16 protein-coding genes and 1 tRNA gene are annotated in these 21,756 nt (G+C 59.7%); 15 read left to right on the top strand and 2 right to left on the bottom strand.

Going from position 1 to position 21,756, the window contains the following annotated elements:
- Positions 1-277: 277 nt before the first annotated feature.
- The 14 genes from HNQ99_RS05640 (at position 278) to HNQ99_RS05575 (ending at position 20,092) form a co-directional block, all read left to right on the top strand.
- Positions 278-2,701, top strand: coding sequence for a TonB-dependent receptor (locus tag HNQ99_RS05640; protein ID WP_184474652.1), 2,424 nt, complete (start codon positions 278-280; stop codon positions 2,699-2,701).
- A 16-nt stretch (positions 2,702-2,717) separates the two neighbouring features.
- Entirely contained in the window at positions 2,718-3,767 is a 1,050-nt protein-coding gene (locus HNQ99_RS05635) for an SMP-30/gluconolactonase/LRE family protein (protein WP_184474651.1), read from the top strand.
- Between the two features lie 110 nt (positions 3,768-3,877).
- Positions 3,878-4,963 (top strand): SMP-30/gluconolactonase/LRE family protein, encoded by a 1,086-nt coding sequence (locus tag HNQ99_RS05630; protein WP_184474650.1) that lies wholly within the window; start codon positions 3,878-3,880, stop codon positions 4,961-4,963.
- A 498-nt stretch (positions 4,964-5,461) separates the two neighbouring features.
- The gene (locus tag HNQ99_RS05625; RefSeq protein ID WP_184474649.1) at positions 5,462-6,097 is read left to right on the top strand and encodes a TetR/AcrR family transcriptional regulator; all 636 of its coding nucleotides are present in this window, start codon (positions 5,462-5,464) and stop codon (positions 6,095-6,097) included.
- Between the two features lie 411 nt (positions 6,098-6,508).
- Positions 6,509-7,906, top strand: a complete 1,398-nt coding sequence (locus tag HNQ99_RS05620) for a long-chain-fatty-acid--protein ligase (protein ID WP_184474648.1) — start codon at positions 6,509-6,511, stop codon at positions 7,904-7,906.
- 23 nt (positions 7,907-7,929) lie between these two features.
- Positions 7,930-9,438 (top strand): acyl-CoA reductase, encoded by a 1,509-nt coding sequence (locus tag HNQ99_RS05615; protein ID WP_184474647.1) that lies wholly within the window; start codon positions 7,930-7,932, stop codon positions 9,436-9,438.
- Positions 9,439-9,601: 163 nt separating this feature from the next.
- A complete protein-coding gene (locus tag HNQ99_RS05610) occupies positions 9,602-12,034 on the top strand; it encodes a TonB-dependent receptor (protein WP_184474646.1) in 2,433 nt (810 codons plus the stop codon).
- A 98-nt stretch (positions 12,035-12,132) separates the two neighbouring features.
- Positions 12,133-12,897, top strand: a complete 765-nt coding sequence (locus HNQ99_RS05605) for an SDR family NAD(P)-dependent oxidoreductase (RefSeq protein ID WP_184474645.1) — start codon at positions 12,133-12,135, stop codon at positions 12,895-12,897.
- Between the two features lie 122 nt (positions 12,898-13,019).
- Positions 13,020-14,003, top strand: a complete 984-nt coding sequence (locus tag HNQ99_RS05600; protein WP_184474644.1) for an LLM class flavin-dependent oxidoreductase — start codon at positions 13,020-13,022, stop codon at positions 14,001-14,003.
- An 88-nt stretch (positions 14,004-14,091) separates the two neighbouring features.
- Positions 14,092-15,006, top strand: coding sequence for a TIGR03620 family F420-dependent LLM class oxidoreductase (locus tag HNQ99_RS05595; RefSeq protein WP_184474643.1), 915 nt, complete (start codon positions 14,092-14,094; stop codon positions 15,004-15,006).
- Positions 15,007-15,050: 44 nt separating this feature from the next.
- Positions 15,051-16,040, top strand: a complete 990-nt coding sequence (locus HNQ99_RS05590) for an NADP-dependent oxidoreductase (RefSeq protein ID WP_184474642.1) — start codon at positions 15,051-15,053, stop codon at positions 16,038-16,040.
- Positions 16,041-16,225: 185 nt separating this feature from the next.
- A complete protein-coding gene (locus HNQ99_RS05585) occupies positions 16,226-18,154 on the top strand; it encodes a DUF3604 domain-containing protein (protein WP_221232580.1) in 1,929 nt (642 codons plus the stop codon).
- A gap of 40 nt (positions 18,155-18,194) precedes the next feature.
- On the top strand, positions 18,195-19,103 hold the full coding sequence (locus HNQ99_RS05580) for a peptidyl-prolyl cis-trans isomerase (protein ID WP_184474641.1): 909 nt from the start codon (positions 18,195-18,197) through the stop codon (positions 19,101-19,103).
- Positions 19,100-20,092, top strand: coding sequence for a HupE/UreJ family protein (locus HNQ99_RS05575; protein WP_184474640.1), 993 nt, complete (start codon positions 19,100-19,102; stop codon positions 20,090-20,092). The genes HNQ99_RS05580 and HNQ99_RS05575 overlap by 4 nt, the downstream gene beginning before the upstream one ends.
- Before the next feature lie 180 nt (positions 20,093-20,272).
- Here HNQ99_RS05575 and HNQ99_RS05570 read toward each other — a convergent pair whose 3' ends face one another.
- Positions 20,273-21,229, bottom strand: coding sequence for an IS630 family transposase (locus HNQ99_RS05570; protein ID WP_184474639.1), 957 nt, complete (start codon positions 21,227-21,229; stop codon positions 20,273-20,275).
- Positions 21,230-21,410: 181 nt separating this feature from the next.
- Positions 21,411-21,485: transfer RNA gene (locus tag HNQ99_RS05565), tRNA-Thr, on the bottom strand.
- A gap of 125 nt (positions 21,486-21,610) precedes the next feature.
- On the opposite strand from HNQ99_RS05565, the gene HNQ99_RS16760 reads away from it, so the two are divergent.
- Complete coding sequence (locus HNQ99_RS16760) at positions 21,611-21,736, top strand: hypothetical protein (protein WP_281376768.1); 126 nt, start codon at positions 21,611-21,613, stop codon at positions 21,734-21,736.
- The last annotated feature ends 20 nt before the right edge of the window (positions 21,737-21,756 follow it).

Genomic DNA, 21,756 nt, shown 5'->3' with positions numbered 1-21,756 from the left:
TCATCCTCTCAATACGAACAGAATTGAACCGCCGCCTCGGCTTTTTGGCTCTGGACGATCCTCGACTTGGCAAAGGGGAGCGCGATTAAAACAGCGGTTCAATTAATCTGCTAGACCGTAGAGCTGCGTCACATATTGTCACTGACTGCCACTGAATAAAGCCAGCGGGACTTCGGATCGCGTCCACTGGTGTAAATATAAACAAGATCAGGCATCGTGGACAAAGCGTGTCCACAGCTTGATTGAAGCGGCACACAGTCGCACTAGGGGAGATGTCATGAAGAACTGGAAGCATGCGGCAGCTGCAACGATCTGCGGGAGCCTGTTCGCATATGCCGCGCCGGCAATCGCTCAGGGCTACACTGTTTCTCAGGGCGATCCGAGCATCGGCGACATCGTGGTGACCGCGCGCAAGCGCCAAGAGTCGCTCATCGACGTGCCCGTCGCGATCACCGCGGTAAGCGGCGCCGAACTGGAAAAGCGCGGCGTCAATTCGATGGATGGCCTCGCCCGCCTCGTGCCCCAGCTGATCGTTGCCGAAAGCGCCACCGGCGGGGGCGGCAGCATTGTGATCCGGGGTATCAGCGGCTCGGACGGCAACCCCTTTGCCGACCAGGCGGTGTCGTTCAACATCGATGGCGTGCAGGTGGCGCGCGCCACCGTTCGCCGCATGGGACAGATGGACATGCAGCAGGTCGAAGTTCTGAAGGGGCCTCAGGCGCTGTTCTATGGCAAGAACAGCCCCGGCGGCGTCATCTCCATCCGCACCGGCGATCCGACGAAGACATTTGAGGGCAAGGCGTCGGTTGGCTATGAGTTCAACGCCCATGAGTGGCGCGGCGAAGGCTATGTCGCCGGTCCGATCACCGAGGATCTCGGCTTTCGCATCGCGGCCTATGGATCGAAGATGCGCGGCTGGGTTCGCAACACCACGCCGCGCAGCGAGATCACCGCGCCCAGGCATCAATATGCGCCAAGGTCCGAGGAATTCCTCGTGCGCGGGACATTGATGTGGGAGCCGACGGACAATTTCGACGCCCGCCTGAAGGTCACCTATGGCGAGATCCATAGCGACGGGTTCACGTCCAATCTCCAGCTTGTGGCATGTCCGGGCGGTGCCCCGCTGTTGCCCCAGGTCGACAATTGCCGCGCCGATGACCAGGTTTCGATCGGCGCTCGGACGGATAACTTCGCCCTGCGCCATCCGCCTTTTGGCGAAAACGATGGCCAGCTGAGAGGGGATAGCAAACAGGCGCTGGTCAGCTACGAAATGAACTATCGCCCGAGCGACGTGTTGACGCTTACCTCGGTGACCGGTTTGTTTTATCAAAAATCCGATGACTTCATTAACGTGACCGCGACCTATTTGCCGGCAAACATGGTGGCATCTCATCCAACGTTGAGCTTCACGGAACTTTCGGAAGAACTTCGCCTCACCAGCAATTTCGACGAGCCTGTCAATTTCATGATCGGCGGTCACTTTCAGACGAGCAAGGCCAAGCAGGCTTTGAGAGCCTTTTTCAACGGAACGGCTTTCACCACGGTGCCGCCGCTCATTCCATTGCCGATCGCGAACAACGTATCCGAGCAGAAAGGCCGCGCCTATTCGGCGTTCATGCAGATGCAGTGGGACATCACCGAGCAGTTCGAACTGTCAGCGGGTGGTCGTTATTCCTACGAGAAGAAAAGTCTGCCGGTCGCCGAAACCGGACTTGCCGTTGATCCGACAACCGGGCTTCTTCTGCCCCGGGTGCCGATCCTCGCCCAGGGTTCCAAAGACAGCTGGAACGACTTCTCGCCCGAAGTCACGCTGTCATACCATCCCGACCGGAACCTGAACATCTACGGCTCCTACAAGCACGGTTTCATCTCCGGCGGCTATAACGGGGGTGCGGCCAACCCAGTCCTCCCCGTCGATTACGACCAGCAGACCGTCAAGGGCTTCGAGGCAGGCGCCAAGGCGTCCCTGCTTGGTGGCGACCTCCGCACGAGCCTGTCGCTCTATACCTATGAGGTAAAAGGCCTGCAGGTCACGATCAGCACGGGCACTGGCTTCCAGGAGCTCAAGAATGTCGGCAAGGTGCGGAGCAAGGGCGGGGAATTCGACTTTTCCTACCGCACGCCGTTGGAGGGGCTGAGCCTGCGCGGCGCCGTGGCCTATAACAAGGCGCGCTACCTGGACTATTTTGCGAACTGCTACCGGGGCCAGACCAAAGCGCTCGGCTGCTCATTCGTGCCCGTTCCAGGGGGCCAGCCGGGGCAGGCGATGTCCGCTGCTCCCGGCCAAAACGGATCTTTGCAGGATCTGGCGGGCGGACAAGTGGTTCGCGCACCGGAATGGACGGGCAATGTCGGCTTTGACTATGACATGCCGGTCGGCGCCGGAATGAAACTGGGCCTTTCGACGAACATGACGTTCAGCGCCAGCTACTTCTCGGACCCGAGCTCCACTCCATATGCACGGGTACCTAATTACCAGCTGTTCGACGCAACGCTGCGCCTTGCAGAGCAGGATGATCGCTGGGAGATCGCGCTGATTGGCCGTAACCTGACCGATGAATATTATTGGGCCAGAGCCAGCGGTGTTCCCTTCACCGGCACGGCGCCGGGCAACGAAACCGGGCCTGCCGTACTGGCCGATTACCAGGGGTCCGTCAGCCGCGGTCGCGAAGTCATGCTGCGCGTATCGACCAGGTTCTGATGGTGAGGACCAGCTGATGGTGAACGCGGCCAAGTTATTGATGATCTCCGCCTGCGCGATTTGCGCAGGCGAAGCTGCGGCACAGGCCCCGTCGAAAGCGGGGCCGACATCCTATCCCACTCTCACCTATTCCACGGCCAGCCGCGCGCCCGCAATCCCGCCGGCCGAGGCCGGTCTCCAGACGATCGTCGCGCAACCCTGGTTCGCCATGACGACCAGCATGCCGGCGTTCGGCGGGATGGATCAGGACCTCTTCATAGAGGGTCCTCTGTTCGATGCGCAGGGCAACCTCCTGTTCGTCGAGGTGCAGGGCGGCCGGATCATGCGGCTTTCGCCCAAGCAGGAGCTGACGATGATCCTGCCGAAGAATGAAGGCCATTCCTCTGGCCTGGCCGTTTTGAAAAACGGCCGTATCCTCGTGGCAGGTGGCGGAGGCAATATAGTCTCGATCCGTCAGGATGGTTCGGACAGGCAGGTCATCGTCGATGCCAGGGCGGGCTACAAGCCCAACGACCTTGCCATGGACAAGGAGGGCGGTTTCTACTTCACCGACTTCAAGGGCAACAATACCGACCGCACAGGTGGGGTCTATCATGTCGCTGCGGACATGAAGACGATCACCCCCATCATGACCCGCATGTCGGAGCCCAACGGGATCGCGATCAGCCCGGACGGCAAGACATTGTGGGTCGGCGAGGTAGGGACCGGGATTCTCCATCGCATCAATCTGGTCACGCCGACGCAGATTGCGCCCGTCGTCGCCACCACCATGCGCTACCATTTCACCGGCGCGACCGTGGATTCGCTGCGAACCGACAGCGACGGCAACGTCTATGCCGCGCTTGCGGGCGAAGGCCGGGTCATGGTGTTCAATCCCAAGGGCGTGCCCATCGGCCAGATACTGATCCCCGACCGCGAACGCGGCGAGTTGCTCTTCACCACCAGCATGGCGATCAAACCCGGCACCCGCGAACTCTATATCCTGTCGAGCGATTATCCCGGCCGCGCGGCCAAGATCCATCGCGCCGGCGCCTTTGCCAAGGCCGCAGCCCCGACCGGCCCCTGAGACGCGATATGCCGTGACGCTTTCGATGCTAAGTTCGCGCTATGAAAACAGTGGTTTTCCATCCTGCGAAAAGCGCGCCCCTGAGATTGAGCGATGGACGGGAGAGTTGCATGAACAAGGTTCAGGCGTTGATAGGCGGATTATTTGTCGGTCTTCTGGGACTGGCCTGGCCCGGCATTGCCGCCAATTCGACCGAGGATAGCTGTCCCCCCTCGGGCGACCTTGAATTCCTGTGTGGGATCCAAAGCCCCGAAGATTTGGCAGCTCTGCCAGGTGGGCGATGGATCATCGCTAGTGGGATGCGTCTTGGAGCCGGGCTTTACCTCGTCGATGGGACGACTAAACAATGGGAGCGGTGGATCGCGCCGGCCGGCGCCAAGGCCCGCGAACCTTTTGACCAATGCAAGGTTCAGCCAGCGGCCGACGATCTGGCAATCCACGGCATCGCCCTTCACCAGCGCGAAGGCGGACATGCGACCCTCTACGCAGTCAACCATGGCGGAACCAATCCAGGCGTCGGGGAAAGGATCGAAGTCTTCGACGTCGACACGGCACGCGGCAAGCCGACCCTGACCTGGGCGGGGTGCCTCCCTTGGTCCGACCAACTGGTCGCCAACGCCGTTGTCGCAGCGTCCGACGGGACCGTTTACGCGACGGTGATGAACCATTCGGGCTATACCATACGGGATTGGTGGACAGGCGTTCCGAAGCGGACCGGAGCCGTCTACAAATGGACCCCCGGCAGCCCCGCGTTCGAACGTATGGCGGGGACCGACCTGGTCGGCAATAACGGCATCGAAGTGTCGGCCGACGGCAAGACAATATATGTCAACAGCAAGAGCGCGATGACCATCGGCGATGGCGCCATTACGTCCTTTACCACCACCAACCCCGCCCGGAAGCTGAGAAGCGTCGAGATCAAGGGCGGCTTGCCTGACAATATTCACTGGGTGGACGGGCGCCTTATCGCCGCCGGAGCGCGGACCGACGCTTGCGCGGCGGCGGCGAACGGCATGCCTTGCACGAAAGGCTATCATGTCGAGGCAGTGGATTCCGAGACGCTGGCAGTGACGTTCCTGCACAAGGCGCCAGCCGATCCGCAATTTTCTGGCGTCTCCTTTGCACTTCCTGTCGGCAAGACCCTCTGGGTCGGCTCGTTTAGCGCCAACAAGCTTGGCTATCGGCCGATGCCATGATGCGGATTGTGTAAGACGGCTCGGCGTCGAAGCACGGTCGTGCTGGTCTACCCTACGACCAGCCGCGCGCCCTTGATCCCGCCGACCGAGGCGGGCCTTCAGACGATCGTTGCCGAACCCCGGTGTAGCATGACGACCAAGACGCCTGGGTTCGGCGGGATGGACGAGAATCTTTTCATGGAGTCCGGTTTCCGGCACCCGCGAGATCTGTACCCTGCCCAGCGATCATGACGGGGCGCCGGGCCAAGATCCATCTGCGCCAGCGCCTTCGCCAAGGCCGCAACCCCGCCCGGACCCTAAACATGCCATGGGACGACGGCCGAGTGCCTACCCGATGGACAATGTGGGTGTCGCCGTAGTATGAAGGCTTAGCGAAAACTGCTGGGGCGAACTTCGACGTGTCGGGTGGTGAATCCGTGACAGATTAACGGCCAACGTAGCCGATGAAGAACGCGCCGGGCCAGAGCTGAGAATGCTGCGGCAAACGGAGCAATAGATATGAGAGGACGCCCCCATGGTTGCGCCGAACGGAATTTATCCGATTCGTTGCTGATGGCTGCCGAAAGTCAGTTGCGCGATAAAAGCCATCTCGATCTGACGTCTCGCGAGATAGCAGAAGCGGCGGGAACGCATGCTGGAATGGTGAACTATTATTTCCAGGGGAAGGACGGACTATTATTGGCGCTGCTTAAGAAAGCCGCCAAGGCCGTTGACCAGCATCTGGCTGAGATGGAAGCCGACATAGAGAGCAACGACGACGATCCTACCGAACGCATCGTGCGCGGCCTCATCGATGCCTATCACCAAAATGTGGCGATCATTCCGTTCGTTTATATTGAGCTGTTCCGCACCGGTACGCCGGTTAGCACGTTCTATTCGGAGCAACGCGAGTTCAATTCGGTTCGTATTGAGAAGATGATACGCAAACTCATCGCCAAAGGCATCTACCGACCGGACCTCGATGCCGTGGCCGCAACCTGGATGCTGTTGGTTCTGGTGATTGGCCCGACAATTCCGATCTGCCCGATGCACCAGCATGGCGCTGCGATCGGATCCTTGTCAACCGAGGTTTGGATCGAGAATATAGTGCGCATGTTGCGCAAGGAACTGCTCGCGAAAGTCACGGAGCGCTAAGGCGCGTTCCAACCCGAGTACATCGGGCCAGCCTCCCCATGCTTTTTTTGCGCGTTTTAGCTTCGCTGGCCAGCGGCTCCGAGTCATCCGATGATTGGCTGGGCCGAACTATTTTTCCATCTGATCCAAAACCGCGCCAAGGTCCGACCAGATTATCTGCCATTGACGTGCTTCAGCCGCTGCGAATGGCAACGCTGATGCTCAATAAGCCCAAATTATCAAAGACTTCCACGTTATTCACGGTCGATTGAACGAGCGACGTGGAAAAGTGAAGCGCGGTTAAAACGGCGGTTCAATTAATCTGCTAGACCGTATGAGCGCTGCGTCACATATTGCCACTGAACAAAGTCTAGGCGTGGCGATCAAAGTCTCGCCGACTGATGTAAGCATCAACAATATTAGGACGGAATCGTGACGGCGACACTCGAGAACTTGTACGAAAATCCGGAAAACTTCGTTCGACTCAGCAGCGATGAGCTTTATGCGCTGGATTATGATGAAGTATCCAAAATTCAGCTTCATCATTTTCAGAAGCGTTTCGAGATGTTGCGGCCGCAATTGAAGGCACTGGACCGGTTGGCCGACGATGTCGAGATCGAATCCATTACCAGCTTCGATGATCTGGCGAGCCTCGGCTTTCCACATACCATGTACAAATCCTATGCCACCGGGGATGTCGACAATGGTCGCTATGACCGCATGACACGCTGGTTGCAGGGGCTGACCACCCACGATCTTTCCGCCGTCAATCTTGACGGCGTCGAGACGCTCGACGACTGGCTCGACGCCATCGAAGCGCAGACGCCGCTCCGCCCGGCCGCGTCATCGGGCACCAGCGGCAAGATATCGCTGTTCCCGCGCAGCACGGTGGAGGTGCCCTTCTTCCTGGAGCATGTCCTGCGCATGTATGGCCCCCATCAAGATATGGTGGCCAGCGGAAAATATCCTTACATCTGCGCCTACCCCGGCCGTAGTGGCCGGCAGGGCACGGCGATCATGCTGGATCTGCTGCGCAACCAGATTTACGGCGGCCGTGACGACATGATCATCACTCTGAGCGACGGTTTCGCCGGCGCCAACGAGTTGTGGCTTGCCGGCAAGCTGCGCCGCGCCGAAGCGCTTGGCGAGAAGCTGGAACTGACCCCGCGCGAACAGGCGCTGGGGAGGGAGATTGCCGCCAAGGCCAAGGACAGCACCAAGCGCTGGGACGACTTCATCGAACGCGCCGTGATCGCCCAAAAGGGCAAGACCGTGATTTACAACGGCTTCTGGGTGCAACTCTACCAGATCGCGCTGGAATGCATCAAACGCGGCGTCAAGGTCGAGTGGGCGCAGGATTCGGTCCTCGTCGCCGGCGGCGGCACGAAGGGCTACACCTTCCCCGAAGACTGGATGGATACGATCCAGAGCGTGTTTCCGTTCAAATATCCGAGCCAGATCCGCGAAGTCTATTCGATGACGGAGACGAACGCGGTATCGTTGCGCTGCGACGAGGGGCATCTCCATCCGCTGCCATGGGGGATTCAGCATGTCTCCGACCCGGAAACGGGGTTGGCTCTGCCACGCAAGGGTGTCCAGAGGGGCCGCATGCTGGTCATGGACCTGCTGGCGAGCACCTATTGGTCGGGCACCGCAACGGGCGACGATGTGACGATCAACTGGGATGGCGGATGCGGTTGTGGACGCAATGGTCCCTATATTCTCAATGAAATCAAGCGCCTCGCCGACACACGCGGCGGCGATGACAAGATCACCTGCGCCAAGACGCCGCAGGCCTTCGATCGACTTGAAGAATTTCTCACGGCCTGACCCGCCAGGACAAGGAATTTGTGATGCTTGAATATACCATCCCGCTCATCATTCGCGGCCGGATCATCGAAGACAATCTGGTGCGGTTCGAAGCACGTCGCGGCGTGGTCGCGTTTGAGACGCCCGACGTCAATAAATATATCGATGAGATTGTTCTGAAAGACCCGTCAAAGATCGGTGATCTTTACGACGTGTCGCTCGAGGAAATCATCGACTATCTGGTCGAGCTTGGTCCCCGCCTTTCGCCGGATACCAACCCCGACATCGCCCAGTCGTTGGACATCGCGGTACACACGTCGGGCCTGAAGCGCGAGCAGCTTTATGGTCAATTTGCGGCGCTGAGCGCGACCCTTAATCGCGAATTCCTGATGGATATCGTCGAACAGAATATTGGGTCCCGTTATCTGGAAGGGTGGGACACATACAGGCTCCATGACCGTGAGATCGCGGTGCGCGCCTTTGGCAGCCGGATCGTTCATCTCAATGCCGGCAATTCACCGCTGCTGACGCTTTTTGCGGTCATCAACGGCTCCATCCTGCGCTGCGACAATATCATCAAGAGCCCGTCTAACGATCCCTTCACCATGTCCGCGATCGTCAAGACCATGATCGAGATGGCGCCCGATCATCCCCTGACACGGCATTTCACCGTCGGCTATTGGAAAGGCGGCGATGTGGAATTCGAAAAGCGTCTTTATGGCGGCGGTGCGATCGACAAAATTGTCGCTTGGGGCGGGATGGCCTCGATGAAGAGCATCCGTGGCTATATTGGGCCGGGCCTCGACCTGATCGCGCTCGATCCCAAGATCAGCGCTTCGATCATCGGCGCCGAAGCGCTGGCTTCGGAAGACTCGATGGACGAGGCGGCGGAAAGACTCGCGATGGATTTCGGGTTCTACAATCAGGAAGGCTGCGTCAGTTCGCGCGTCGCCTATGTCGTCAGCGGCACCGAAGACGACGATATCGATCACCTCAATAAATTCGGCAAGAAAGTGCTTGCCGCGCTCAAGGCGCTGCCGTCCAACCTGAGCACCCCGCATCCCTCATTCGATGCGCATCTGAAGGATGAGATCGATGGCATTCGCTACAGCGATTCCTATCGCGTCTTCGGCTGCAAGGACAATGAAGGCGGCGTGATCGTCTCGCAGACGAACGACCCGGTGGATTTCCGCGACCATCTCGCCTGCCGCGTGGTCAATCTGGTGCCGCTGGACCATGTAGACCAGGCGCTCGACCACATCACCGTCCACACCCAGACGCTCGGCGTCTATCCGGCGTCGCTGAAAACCGAAATCCGGGATCGCTGCCTGCTGCATGGCGCTCAGCGCATAACCGATCTCGGCTGTGCGGTTGCCGAGGGTATGGCGAACCCGCACGATGGGATCGAGTTGCTGCGGCGCATGGCGCGCTGGGGCCTGATGGAAACCTTCACACCCGAGGTGATAAAGACAGGCGCGGGCTTTGCGATCAGCGATGCTCAACGCAACAGTGAAAGCGCTCCTGCCGAAGATTTAATATCAGAAACACATTAAATGCCATAATAATACCGATATCATTACTACTGCATAATATAGAACTATTTCAGTATATTGATTCACGTCAAGCTACCATACGAAGGCTAACTGCTGGATGTCCAAGTAGCCTTGAATAGAAACCAGTAAAAACTGGATCTGACAATGAAGAGGGAGGATTTCAATGAGTATATCGACCAGCAGATCGGCTCTTCTCGTTACATGCGCGCTCGTTGTCGGCGCGCCGAGTATTGCCAATGCACAGCAGGCCGTCCCCATTGCCAAGGCAGAGGCCGTCTCCAAAGGCTCCGGAGATATCATCGTCACCGCACGCAGGCGTGACGAAACGTCGATAGCCGTCCCCGTCGTGCTGACGGCGGTGACGGGTGCGGAACTTCAGCAGCGCGGGATTAACAACCTCGATTCCATTGCCCAGTTGGTTCCCAGCCTGACGCTTTTGGATTCGGGCGGAAGCAGGCAAGGCGGCACAATCGCGATGCGCGGCGTTGCCGGGCCCGATACCAACCCGCTCGGCGATCAGGCGGTATCCTTCAACATCGATGGTGTTCAGGTGGCAAAGTCGTCCGTTCGCCGCTTGGCTGTCATGGACCTGCAGCAGGTCGAGGTGCTCAAGGGGCCGCAGGCACTGTTCTTCGGCAAGAACAGCCCGGGCGGCATCATTTCAATGCGCACGGCTGATCCGACGTCAAATTTCCAGGCCAAGGGATCGGTCGGCTATGAGATCAACGCGCGTGAATGGCGCGGCGACGGCTTTATTTCCAGCCCGCTGACCGACACGCTTGGGGCGCGCCTTGCCTTTTACGGTTCGGACATGCGCGGGTGGGTGAAGAAGATCGTCCCGGCGGACAGCATCCTCCCACCGATCGATCGTTACGGTCCGCGCAGTCGCGAATTCGGGCTACGTGGCACGTTGAAGTTCGATCCGACCGACGCCTTTAGCGCCCGCCTCAAGGTTGCCTATGGCAAGGTCAAGGGCGCAGCTACCAACGACAATGGTCAAATGGTAAATTGCCCATTTGGTACGACGCAGCTGGTCGGAGTGATCAGCGACTGCAAGGCTGACAACCGGATCGCTCGCACCGATAATATCGGCACTCTTTTTACGCCATACGAGCCGCATTTTCGCGACGGCCAGACTTACGCTATTCAGGAGCAGACGCTCGCCGGGCTGGAGCTGAACCACAAGCTCAGGGATACGATCGACCTGACCTCCGTGACCGGCTTCTACAGGAGCACGTTTAAGGACGTCGAGGTTTACGGAGCTTATCCTGTCGTTCCTCTCCTGCAGTTCGGCGTCGCCTTCGGTCTGCCGGACGTGGCGGTTTACGCCGAGCTCAAGAACCGCGAGATTTCCCAGGAAGTTCGGGTGAACAGCCACTTTGACGGGCCGCTGAATTTCACGGTCGGGGGAATCTACTCCGACACTCGGTCGTCGATCTTCACCCATACCATTCTCAACTATAGCGGCCCAACCGAGTTGCTTCACACCTACACGGAACAGCACGGCATCGCCTATTCTGCATTCGGCCAGGCGCGATTTGACTTGACGCCGCAACTCGAGCTGTCGGCGGGCGGACGCTATTCGCATGAAAAGAAGACGCTGGCCGTCACGCTGGCGGATTTCACCCGTGGGCTCAACACTCCGATGTCCCCCTATACACCAGCGGTGGACAATATTTCGTTCAACGATTTCTCGCCGGAGCTCACCGCTACCTACCGACCAACGGACAGGCTGACCGTTTTCGGATCGTACAAGCGCGGCTTTCTGTCGGGTGGTTTCAATGGCAGCGTGGGGAACTCAACCCTACCGCTCAATTATGGTCCGCAAAAGATTCGGGGCTTCGAAGGTGGTGTGAAAGCGTTGTTGTTTGACGGTGCGCTGCGCGTCAATCTCTCGGCGTACACCTATAAAGTGCCCGGCCTTCAGATTACTGCTTTCGATCCGTTCACTGGCATAAACACCATTCGCAACGCCGGCGGGGCGCGGACCAAAGGCATCGACTTCGACATGAACTATCGCAGCCCGATCGAAGGATTGACCTTGAGAGGTGCCATTAGCTACAATAGCGCGCGCTATATCAGCTATTTCGGGCCGTGCTGGCTGGGGCAGTCGCAGGCGCAGGGCTGTAATTACCGCGCAACCGGCAACGGCAATGCCCGCCCGATCCTGCCGGGCGAGAACGGCAACAACCAGAATCTGGCCGGGCGGCAAGTCATCAACGCGCCCGAATGGTCGGGTAACATGAGCGCAAGCTACGAAACGCCGCTTGGGTCGGCGCTGAAACTTGGCCTTTCGGGCGGCGTGACCTTCGCCAGCAGCGTGCCCACCGATGCCACTCTCAACCGCGACGCATATTCACCCAAGCACGCCCTTCTCGATGCGACCTTGCGGATTGCCGACGCCAAGGACGCGTGGGAGTTGGCGCTGATTGGTCAAAATCTGAACAACAAGTTTTACTGGACCAATACACAACCCCAGCAATTCACGGGAGGGGCCTTCGGCACCGCGGCCGGCGGCGCGCGGCCGGATATTTACGCTGTTCCCAATCGGGGGCGGCAGATCATGGTTCGTCTTACCGTCGCCTTCGGGCAATAATCGTTGGCGTTGCGGGGTGCCGGTCAAAACCTGCTTGATCAGGGTTTGATCGGCATCCGGCATCAGGGGTTTTGATTGTACATGGATAGAGGAATAGGATGACCGGTTTACTTGAAAGCAAGACAGCCCTTGTAACCGGCGCATCCGGCGGCATCGGGCGCGCAATTGCTCAGCGTCTGGGCGCCGCTGGCGCCACCGTTGCGGTACATTTCAACAGCGGCGAAGATCGTGCGCGCGAAACGGTCGACTTGATCGAGCAGGCGGGCGGCAAGGCATTCACCCTGCAAGCGGACCTGATGCGCGTCGCCTCCATCGATGCGCTGTTCGATCAACTTGACAGCCAGTTTGCCGACCGGGGGCTTTCGGGCCTCGACATCCTTGTTAACAACGCAGGCAAAGGCAATGGGGCGTCGATCGCGGAGGTCGACGAGGCCCTGTTCGATTCGATCGTGGCGGCCAATATGAAGAGCACTTTCTTCGTCACCAAGGCCGCCTTGCCACGGATCCCCGCAGGGGGCCGGATCATCAGCATCTCTTCGATGGTGTCAGTCACGGCCACGCCGCAGGGCATCGTCTATTCTCTGGCGAAGGCGGCCGTGAATGCCTTTACCCGATCGCTGGCCGCCGAACTCGGCCCACGACACATCAGCGTCAACGCGATCGCGCCGGGCGCGACGGATACAGCGCTTATGGCGCCGATCATGGCAGATCCGGCGATGGCGACATGGATCGAACAGATGACCGCGATGGGCCGCATGGGGCATCCCGACGAGATCGCCGCGGTCGCGTTCTTCCTCGCTTCGCCGGAGGGCGGATGGATAACCGGGCAGACCATTCAGGCGAGCGGCGGAATGCGTCTTTAGGGCATCGGTGATGATCAAGCGCGAGTTGCCTCCAACGGCGCATGCTTTGAGCAAGTAACTTAGTCATTGGAATGTCGGCTTTGACGCATTTATCACCGGCAACACATAATGGGGACGACCTGATGCCAGGCAAAGTGACCTTTGGTTACCACTACGACTTCCGCAATCCGCAGCAGTGGTACAAGCCCTGGGAGCATGTCTACGCAGAGACGATCGATGTTGCCGTCTGGAGCGAGCAGGCCGGTTTCGAGTTCGCGTGGGTGCCCGAGCATCATCTCTTCAGTGACGGCTATATGCCCTCGCCGCTTGTGGCGCTCGCGGCGATCGCCGCGCGCACGAAGACCATCAAGATCGGCACATGGGTTTCGCTCGCCCCGCTGTACCACCCGACACGCTTTGCCTCCGATTGCGCGGTGCTCGACATCCTCGCCAACGGGCGGCTCGAGCTCGGCCTTGGCATCGGCTATCTGCCCCAGGAATATGCGGCGATGGGCGTTGACTTCACCAAGCGTGGCGCCCTTTTCGACGAATGGCTGGAGATCGTCACTCGCCTCTGGGCGGGCGAAACACTCGATTTTGCGGGGAAGCATTATCAGCTGGACGGCGTCCGCATGATGCCGCCGGCCCCGCGCGGCCGTGTCCCGATGTACATCGGCGGCTTTGCCCCGAAGGCGATCGAACGCGCCCTGACCTATGGCGACGGCTATGTCGGCACGCCCGACGGGGCCGACATCTATGTCGAAAAACTGCGTGCGACCGGCAAGGATATCAGCCAGGGCAAGGTGCGGATCGGCGATCTGTTCGCCGTGGTCGCGCACGACCCGGAACAGGCGATGGAGGAACTGGCACCCTATTACTACCACGTCTTGAAAGTCTACGCCGAGTTGGGCGGCGAGGGCATGGAGGCGATGACCCTGGAAGAGTTCAAGACGTCCGGCAGGATGCAAGTCATGACGCCGGAGGCCGCGATCGCCAAGTACAAGGCGATGCAGCAGCGCATGCCGCTAGAGCATGTCTCGATGATCATGCCGCCGGGCATTTCTGCCGAGCGCTTCATACCCTATGCGCAGCTGTTCGCGGACGAGGTATTGCCGGCGTTCAGCTGAACGCGCGTGTTCAGGTGAATATCGAGAGACGGCAGGACGGATTTGACGAAGCGGGTCCGCTCTCGCGCAGTCGTACAGGAGAATGTGAATGAATCTCGGCAAACTTGCAGTTTGGGCCCATATCGATGGACCGATCAGCTTTTTCGAGAATGAAAAGTCTGTCGAAATGGGACAGGCCTCAGCCGAGCGCCTCGCTCGCTTCGCCCGCCATGTCGAGGAACTTGGCTATGACGCGATCTGGATGCCGGGCGGCTTCGGGCGCGACCCGCTGATCGCCTCGTCCTGGCTGCTGGCCAATACAAGCAGGCTGCACGTCGCGACCGGTATCGTCAGCATCTATACGCGCGATCCGATCGCTATGCGCGGCGCGGCCGATGCGCTGAACGAGCAATCGGGGGGACGCTTCATCCTGGGCCTGGGCGTTTCCCATCGCGAGACCGTGGAAGACCGGCGGGGGCATGAATATGGAAAACCCATCCCCACGATGCGGGCCTACCTCGATGCCATCGCTGAGGCGCCCTACATGGCCGCGGCTCCCGCCAAGCCGACCACGATAGTTCTGGCCGGTCTGCGCGAGAAGATGATCGCGCTGAGCGGAGAGCGGGCGCAGGGAACGCATAGCTACCTCGTGACGACCGAACATACCGCGCACGCGCGCGCGATCCTCGGTCCCGATAAGCTGCTCTGCGTGGAGCAGCCGCTGGTGCTGGAGAGCGACCCCGCAAAGGCACGGGCGATCGCTCGCGGCGAGGTTGAATATTATCTTTCGAAGCCGAACTATCAAAACTCCTGGAAGGCCCTCGGATTCAGCGACGAGGATCTTGCCAATGGCGGCTCCGATCACTTCGTTGACTCGATCGTCGGCTGGGGCGACGAGGCTGCGCTGCGCAAGCGCATCGACGAACATCTGAGCGCAGGCGCCACCCAGGTCTGTATCAAGGCGGTGGCGCCGGACGGCGGCACCGACATGCGCCTCCTCGAACTGCTCGCGCCCGGCGTGTAGCTTTTCATCGGGCAGATGACGCAAAATAACATGGAGTAAGGCCTGTGCGTGCAGTTACTGCAGATTTCGTCAACACTTCCGAGTCGCCTCGTATTTCTGAAATAGAGCAGCCACGGATCTCAGAAGACGAAGTACTCGTAAAAGTTGCTTATGCCGGAATGAATGCGGCCGACTGGCAGTATTCACAAGGAATGACGAAGGCCATCCCCGCCGGCAATCTGAATATCATGGGTTTTGAGGCCGCAGGCGTGGTTGCGAGCGTCGGACGTAATGTCACGAACTTCCGTGAAGGAGATCGCGTCATGTTCGCGCGAACTCGCACAACCGGGGAGGCGGGGACTTTTGCCGAATATGTCGCTGTCCCTGCCGATCTGGCACGTCGCGTTCCAGGTGGAACGTCGTTGGCTGATGCCGGGGCGACACCCATTTGCTTCCTGACCTCCTACATCGCACTGTTCGCGGATGATCTGGGCAATGCAAAACCGGGCCAGAAGATATTGGTGCATGGTGGCTCCGGCGGCGTGGGCAGCTTCGCCATTCAGCTTGCGAAATTCGGCGGGCTTTCGGTGGGCGCAACCGGACGGGCCGCCAATCGGGAATATATGACGGAGATGGGCGCCGACTGCGCCATCGACTACACCGATCCAGCGAAGGGCATCGTGGCCCAAACGCGGGAATGGGCCCCGGATGGGGTCGATATCGTGTTCGATGCCGTACGGCAAAATACCCTGCCTGACGCGCTCGACGCATTGAAGCCGGGCGGGACACTGGTCAGCATATCGACCGGGCTGGACCAGAGCAATCTGGACGAGCAGATGCGTACGTCGCAAGCGCTCGGGTTTCGGCACGTGCGCTGCTTCGCCCATTGGCCGGAACGGGTTGGAAAAGTGCCGTTGGTCGAGATTCTGGAACGCCGCGGCATTCGCATTCCTCCGGTCGAGGTGGTGGAGCTCGCCGACCTCCAGTCCGCGATAGAGCGGCTGAAGGGTGGACATAACCGGGGAAAACTCGTGTTGAAGATGGCAAGCGAATGACCTTCGCGGCACGCGACAAGGCTGTTCCCATGAATGTTCTGATTTGTAGCGGATGTTGACGGTTTATGATCTTCGCATAGGAGCGGCCCCCTATTAAGATGCTGGGCCTACAGAAGCAGGGCAAGGAGCTTCATCACTAATGATGGCATCCCCGAGCGCCAGTTTTGGAATGGGAGGAAATACTCATGGTCCAACGCAAGTCAGCTGTGATGTACGGCGCGTGGGTCGCCTGTGCGACCATTTCTGCTGGACTGTTGCTTGCCGGTGGGAAGGCGCTGCTGGCGGAACCAAGCGGCGGCAAAATCGGCGGAACGGCTGCCATCTCGTCAGACCCCGCTACACGGCCTTATTCACCGCCCGTACGTTTCGCTAACGAGGATACGAACCTTTATTGGGGTAATACGCATCTCCACACCAACAATTCCATGGACGGTGTCATTCTGGGCGAGGCTACCACCACTCCGGAGGAGGCCTTCCGATTTGCGATGGGTCAGGAAATCGTCTCCGCAAGCGGTATGCCCGCCAAACTCCGTCACCCCCTTGATTTCCTCGTCGTGTCCGATCACGCTGAGCATCTCGGTGTACTTCCCAGACTCGCCAAAGCGGATAGCGCGACGATCGATTGGCAACCGGGCCGGCAATGGAGCGAATTCCTGCATTCCGGCGACCCCAAGAAAATATTCAGCATTTATTCACAGTTTCATTCAGCGGTCAAAGTGCCCGCCGAGTTGACACAGTCAATATGGCAGGATGTTGCAAAGACCGCAGACCGGTTCAATGATCCGGGCCGCTTCACGGCCTTTATCGGCTATGAATGGTCGTCGACGCCATCGGGCGACAATCTGCATCGCAACGTCATCTTTCGCGACGGTGCGGCCAAGGCCACGCAAATGCTGCCTTTCTCCGCGCTCGACAGCACGGATCCGGAAAAACTCTGGGCGTTCCTGAGGGCGTATGAGGCCAAAACCGGCGGCGAGGTGCTGGCGATCCCGCATAATGGGAACATCAGCAACGGGCGCATGTTCGCACCCGAGACCTTCACCGGTCAGCCGCTTACAGCTGCCTATGCACGCGAACGCGCGCGGTGGGAGCCGGTCGTCGAAGTCACCCAGCTGAAAGGCACGAGCGAAGCGCATTCCACCCTGTCCCCAACCGACGAATTCGCCAATTTTGAAATCTGGGATCTCGGCAATTTCACTGCGACCGCGAAGCAGCCCTGGATGCTGCCCTATGAATATGCACGCCCGGCCTTGAAATCTGGCCTACAGTTCGAGCAGAAACTGGGGGTGAATCCATTCAAGTTCGGGCTGGTCGGCGGCACCGACCAGCATAATGGGCTCACCACTACAAGCGAGGACAATTTCATAGGACAGTTCCGCAATTCCGAGCCATCGGCTGACCGGTACAGCCGCGCCATGGCTCCGGTGAAGAATGTCCGTGAAAATTGGCGGCTGGGCGCGTCGGGTCTTACGGCGGTATGGGCAAAGGAGAACACGCGTGAGGCGATCTTTGATGCCATGAAGCGGCGGGAGGTCTATGCGACCACCGGTTCGCGGATACAATTGCGTGTCTTTGGCGGGTGGAACTTCGCGAAATCCGACGTGCAGCGGCCCGATTATGCCCATATCGGTTATGAGAAGGGTGTGCCGATGGGCGGCGACCTGATACGCCACGCCAAGGCCAAGGCCCCGAGCTTCATGATCGCGGCCGCCAAGGACCCCGACGAAGCCAATCTCGACCGGATCCAGGTGATCAAGGGATGGCTTGACGCAAGAGGCCAGGCACATGAAAAAATATATGACGTCGCTCTGTCGGATGGCCGCAAGGTGAATCCGAGGACCGGTAAGGCGCCGCCGGTGGGCAGCACGGTCGATGTGGTCAATGCAACCTACACCAACAGCATCGGCGCGCCCGAACTGGCCACCGTCTGGAGCGATCCGGATTTCGATCCCGGCCAGCGCGCCTTCTATTATGTGCGGGTGCTGGAAATCCCCAAGCCGCGCTGGACCGCCTATGACGCCAAGTTCTTCAAGATCAAAATGCCCGCCAACATACCGATGACCGTGCAGGATCGCGCCTTCAGCTCGCCCATCTGGTACAATCCCGGAAGATGAGCGAAATAGAGCGCCGACCGTTCGGTACACAGCGATAGATATGGCTTATATCATCAACCGTTTGCGCCGCGAACCGCTCGTCTGGTTCCTGGTTGCCGGGGTCATGCTCTTTGGCCTCCATGCCGTGGTCAGCCAGGGCGACGACGATGCAGCTTCGCGGGTGATCCGAGTCGATCGGAATGGCCTGCTCCAATTCATGCAATTGCGCGCGCGCTCGTTCAACGATCGCGGTGCCACGGCAATGCTCGGCCAGATGGCGCCCGAAGAGGTGTCCTCCCTCGTTGACGACATGGTGCGTGAGGAGGCGAAGTATCTTGAGGCGCTGCGGCTCGGACTCGACAAGGACGACTATGTCATGCGTCGTCGGCTGACCCAGTCACTGGAATATGTGGCTGATGGGGCTGGGGCTGACCAGCCGCCTCAGCAGGAGCCTGCGCTGAAGCACTACTACGAAGCAAACCGGGCGCGCTACACCGCTGAACCGTCCATCACCTTTTCCCATATTTTCTTCAGCGCCGATGCGCATGGCTGGGACGGTGCCGAGCGCATGGCCAGGCAGGCGCAAGGCGGATTGAACGCCGGACCTGATACATCGGCAGCTCTTGCGGGAGACCGCTACCTGTATCTGAAGGACTATTCCGAGCGGAATCCCGACCTGATCGAAAGCCATTTCGGCAAGGCGTTCGCACGGAACCTCTTCACACTGAAGGCGGACGAAAAGCACTGGCAGGGCCCCCTCCGCTCGGAACAGGGATACCATCTTGTCAGGATCGTCGCCAAGGACGAGGGCCGCAGCCTGTCGTTCGCGGAGGCAAAGCCGATGGTAGCCGAAGATGCGGCGAAGGACGCAGCGCAGGGGCGGCGCGATGCTTTCGTCGAAGCCTTGCTGAAGCAATTCAGGGTGGACGTCAGCCGCGATGTTCAGAAGCTGATGACACCGGCGAAATGAAAGCGATACACGCGCTGCTGGCGCTCGCCTGCCTGATCTGCATGACCGGGATCGCTCGTGCGCATGACGCCTTCCCCCTGCTGTTGACCGTGCGGCAAGCGGGCGAGCAGCTTTACACGGTCGGCCTGACGCTGCCGCCCTCCATTTCCGGCCGTCTTGCGCCTGAGCTGCGCATGCCGCCGACGTGCAAGCGCCTTGCCGGACAAAGCGCCGGTGCCGGCCCTGCACTCTTCAAATGTGCGCAAGGCCTTGGGGGACGGGAAGTTCGGCTCGCATATGCCGGCTCAGTACCATCTGTTCCCACGCTCGTAAGAATCAGCTGGCAATCGGGCGAGACGCGCTCGTTGGTTCTGGCGCCGGGGCGGACAGACGTTATTCTGCCGCAACCCGAGAGCGCAGCAGGGGTGGCGCAGCAATATTTGGGCCTCGGAGTCGAACATATCCTGTCGGGATATGATCATCTATTGTTCCTCGTCTGCCTGTTGTGGCTGGCGGGCACGCCGCGCCGGATCCTCGTGACGATAACCGGATTCACGCTGGCCCACTCGGTCACGCTGGCGCTTTCGGCGCTGGGCGTCCTGTATGTGCCCGTTCCACCGGTCGAAGCGTCAATCGCGCTCAGCATCGTCTTTGTTGCGCGAGAGATTTTCAAGGGGCGCCGCGACACATTGAGTTGGCGCTATCCTATCGCCGTATCGAGCAGCTTCGGCCTGCTTCATGGTCTCGGCTTTGCCGCGGTGCTTGAGCAGATCGGCTTGCCCCAAACCGAGATCGTTACTGGTCTTCTGTTTTTCAACCTGGGCGTAGAGGTTGGTCAGCTGCTCTTCGTCGGTACTTTATTCGGGCTTTATCTGGCGCTTCGCCATCTGCGCTCCCGATGGGTCCACGACATCGGCAATAATGACCGCTTCCGCCACACATCCTCCATTGTTGTTGGCGTGCTCGCCTCCTACTGGCTGGTTGAACGAACCGCGGGCTTCTTCTCGTGAGAAACGCGCGATCGCCCGCAATACGCGCGAAACGCAGCTCTAGGCTACCAAGCCCCCCCTCGACCAACCTTGGCAAATCGTTGGAGAGCAATCTTAGCCCATATGTTGGCGGGATGGATATCATCACGCCGAAGCCCGCGCCTCAATCCCCTGCGGAGCATGCGCTAGAGCATCGTGCGATTAATCTGCAACATAACCGGCTTCTTTGAGGTAATTCCAGCATTCGTCGGGCGAGTAGAGTTCGCAGATTGAGCCGACGGCCTGCCATAAGGCGTCGATGGTCCGGGCCTTGGCTTTTCGCAGGTGAGCCTTGAGCTTGGCGAAGGCCATTTCTATGGGATTGAGGTCTGGGCTGTAGGGCGGCAGGAACAGGAACCACGCGCCGCGTTCCTTGAGGATGGCAGGGGCTTTCTCGCTTTTGTGGCTGGAGAGATTGTCGAGGATGACCATGTCGCCAGGCTTCAGCGTCGGGTCGAGTTGGGTCTCGACATAGGCCTCGAAGATACGCCGGTTCATAGGGCAGTCGATTACCCAGGGCGCGGTCAGGCCGTCATGGCGTAGTGCGGCGATGAAGGTCTGGGTTCCCCAGTGGCCGAAGGGAGCCTTCATCCTCAACCGCTGGCCACGGCGCGCCCGGCCCCGCAAACGGGTCATCTTGGTGGTTGTCCCGGTCTCATCGATGAAGACAAGCCGTTCCGGGCGTTTCTTCATCCACGGTTGGCGATGGCCGCGCCACACCCGCCGCGCGCGGGCGATGTCAGCGCGATCGGTTTCGCTGGCCAGCAGCGTTTTTTTAACGATAAAGCCCTGCCGGATCAGCAGCCGCGACAGCGAGGCAGGGTGGGCTTTCACCCCCCGCTCGGCCAAGAGCCGCGCTGCCAGTTCAGGCATCGTTATCTCCCCATCGGCATCCACCCAGCCCACCAGCGTCGCAACATGGGCTCCAAGCGGTCCGCTGCCCCCCGGCCGCCCCTGCCGGGCAGGCGCCAGTGAACCCGTCCTCGCCTTACGTTGCGCCAGGCGAACCGCAGTCGCCGCGCTCACCCCAAAACGCCGCGCCGCCGCACGGCATGATTGCCCATGCGCAATCTCGCCCACAATCCGTACCCGAAGATCAACCGAACTGCTCTTGCCCATGATCCACCTCCAAAAACGGTGGATCACAAAATTCAGCAAATGGGAATCCCACCCGATTCAGATTTCATGCTCGACGCTCTAGACTTCGCTGCGAACTGCTTCCGTGGCGCTTCCGTGGTGGAAATGAATGCTCTTTGAACCCTCAAATGGGCTCCATAACCTGCTGTATTATCGTCAAAAATGGTGCTGCCGGTGAGGATTGAACTCACGACCTCAGCCTTACCAAGGATGCGCTCTACCACTGAGCTACGGCAGCATAGTCATTTTCGCGCGCCCGATTCCCCCTTGAGAGCGGACGTTGGAAGCGGGCTATGGTCATAGAGCGTCGGCCTTGTCAAGGCGACTTGCCGAGAAGCCGGAAGAATCGCTATCTCCAGGCGCATGAGCAAAAATGACGAGGAACGTGAAAAGCGGCTGGCGGAACAGCTGCGCGAGAATCTGCGCCGGCGCAAGGCACAGTCGCGCGACGTGAAAAAGGACAGCAAAGGCTCGATGCCGGAGGAATGATTTCCCGTCTTGGGACTTGG

Source organism: Rhizorhapis suberifaciens (genome assembly GCF_014200045.1).
Taxonomy (GTDB): Bacteria; Pseudomonadota; Alphaproteobacteria; order Sphingomonadales; family Sphingomonadaceae; genus Rhizorhapis; species Rhizorhapis suberifaciens.
This window is presented reverse-complemented; position numbering and strand designations above follow the sequence as displayed.

What these genes read in the sequence shown, in the direction of transcription:
- HNQ99_RS05600 (WP_184474644.1), top strand. Translation starts at nt 13,020, where the DNA reads ATGCCAGGCAAAGTGACCTTTGGTTACCACTACGACTTCCGCAATCCG.
- HNQ99_RS05580 (WP_184474641.1), top strand. Translation starts at nt 18,195, where the DNA reads ATGGCTTATATCATCAACCGTTTGCGCCGCGAACCGCTCGTCTGGTTC.
- HNQ99_RS05630 (WP_184474650.1), top strand. Translation starts at nt 3,878, where the DNA reads ATGAACAAGGTTCAGGCGTTGATAGGCGGATTATTTGTCGGTCTTCTG.
- HNQ99_RS05615 (WP_184474647.1), top strand. Translation starts at nt 7,930, where the DNA reads ATGCTTGAATATACCATCCCGCTCATCATTCGCGGCCGGATCATCGAA.
- HNQ99_RS05625 (WP_184474649.1), top strand. Translation starts at nt 5,462, where the DNA reads ATGAGAGGACGCCCCCATGGTTGCGCCGAACGGAATTTATCCGATTCG.
- HNQ99_RS05605 (WP_184474645.1), top strand. Translation starts at nt 12,133, where the DNA reads ATGACCGGTTTACTTGAAAGCAAGACAGCCCTTGTAACCGGCGCATCC.
- HNQ99_RS05575 (WP_184474640.1), top strand. Translation starts at nt 19,100, where the DNA reads ATGAAAGCGATACACGCGCTGCTGGCGCTCGCCTGCCTGATCTGCATG.
- HNQ99_RS05570 (WP_184474639.1), bottom strand. Translation starts at nt 21,229, where the DNA reads ATGGGCAAGAGCAGTTCGGTTGATCTTCGGGTACGGATTGTGGGCGAG.
- HNQ99_RS16760 (WP_281376768.1), top strand. Translation starts at nt 21,611, where the DNA reads ATGAGCAAAAATGACGAGGAACGTGAAAAGCGGCTGGCGGAACAGCTG.
- HNQ99_RS05585 (WP_221232580.1), top strand. Translation starts at nt 16,226, where the DNA reads ATGGTCCAACGCAAGTCAGCTGTGATGTACGGCGCGTGGGTCGCCTGT.
- HNQ99_RS05610 (WP_184474646.1), top strand. Translation starts at nt 9,602, where the DNA reads ATGAGTATATCGACCAGCAGATCGGCTCTTCTCGTTACATGCGCGCTC.
- HNQ99_RS05640 (WP_184474652.1), top strand. Translation starts at nt 278, where the DNA reads ATGAAGAACTGGAAGCATGCGGCAGCTGCAACGATCTGCGGGAGCCTG.
- HNQ99_RS05635 (WP_184474651.1), top strand. Translation starts at nt 2,718, where the DNA reads ATGGTGAACGCGGCCAAGTTATTGATGATCTCCGCCTGCGCGATTTGC.
- HNQ99_RS05595 (WP_184474643.1), top strand. Translation starts at nt 14,092, where the DNA reads ATGAATCTCGGCAAACTTGCAGTTTGGGCCCATATCGATGGACCGATC.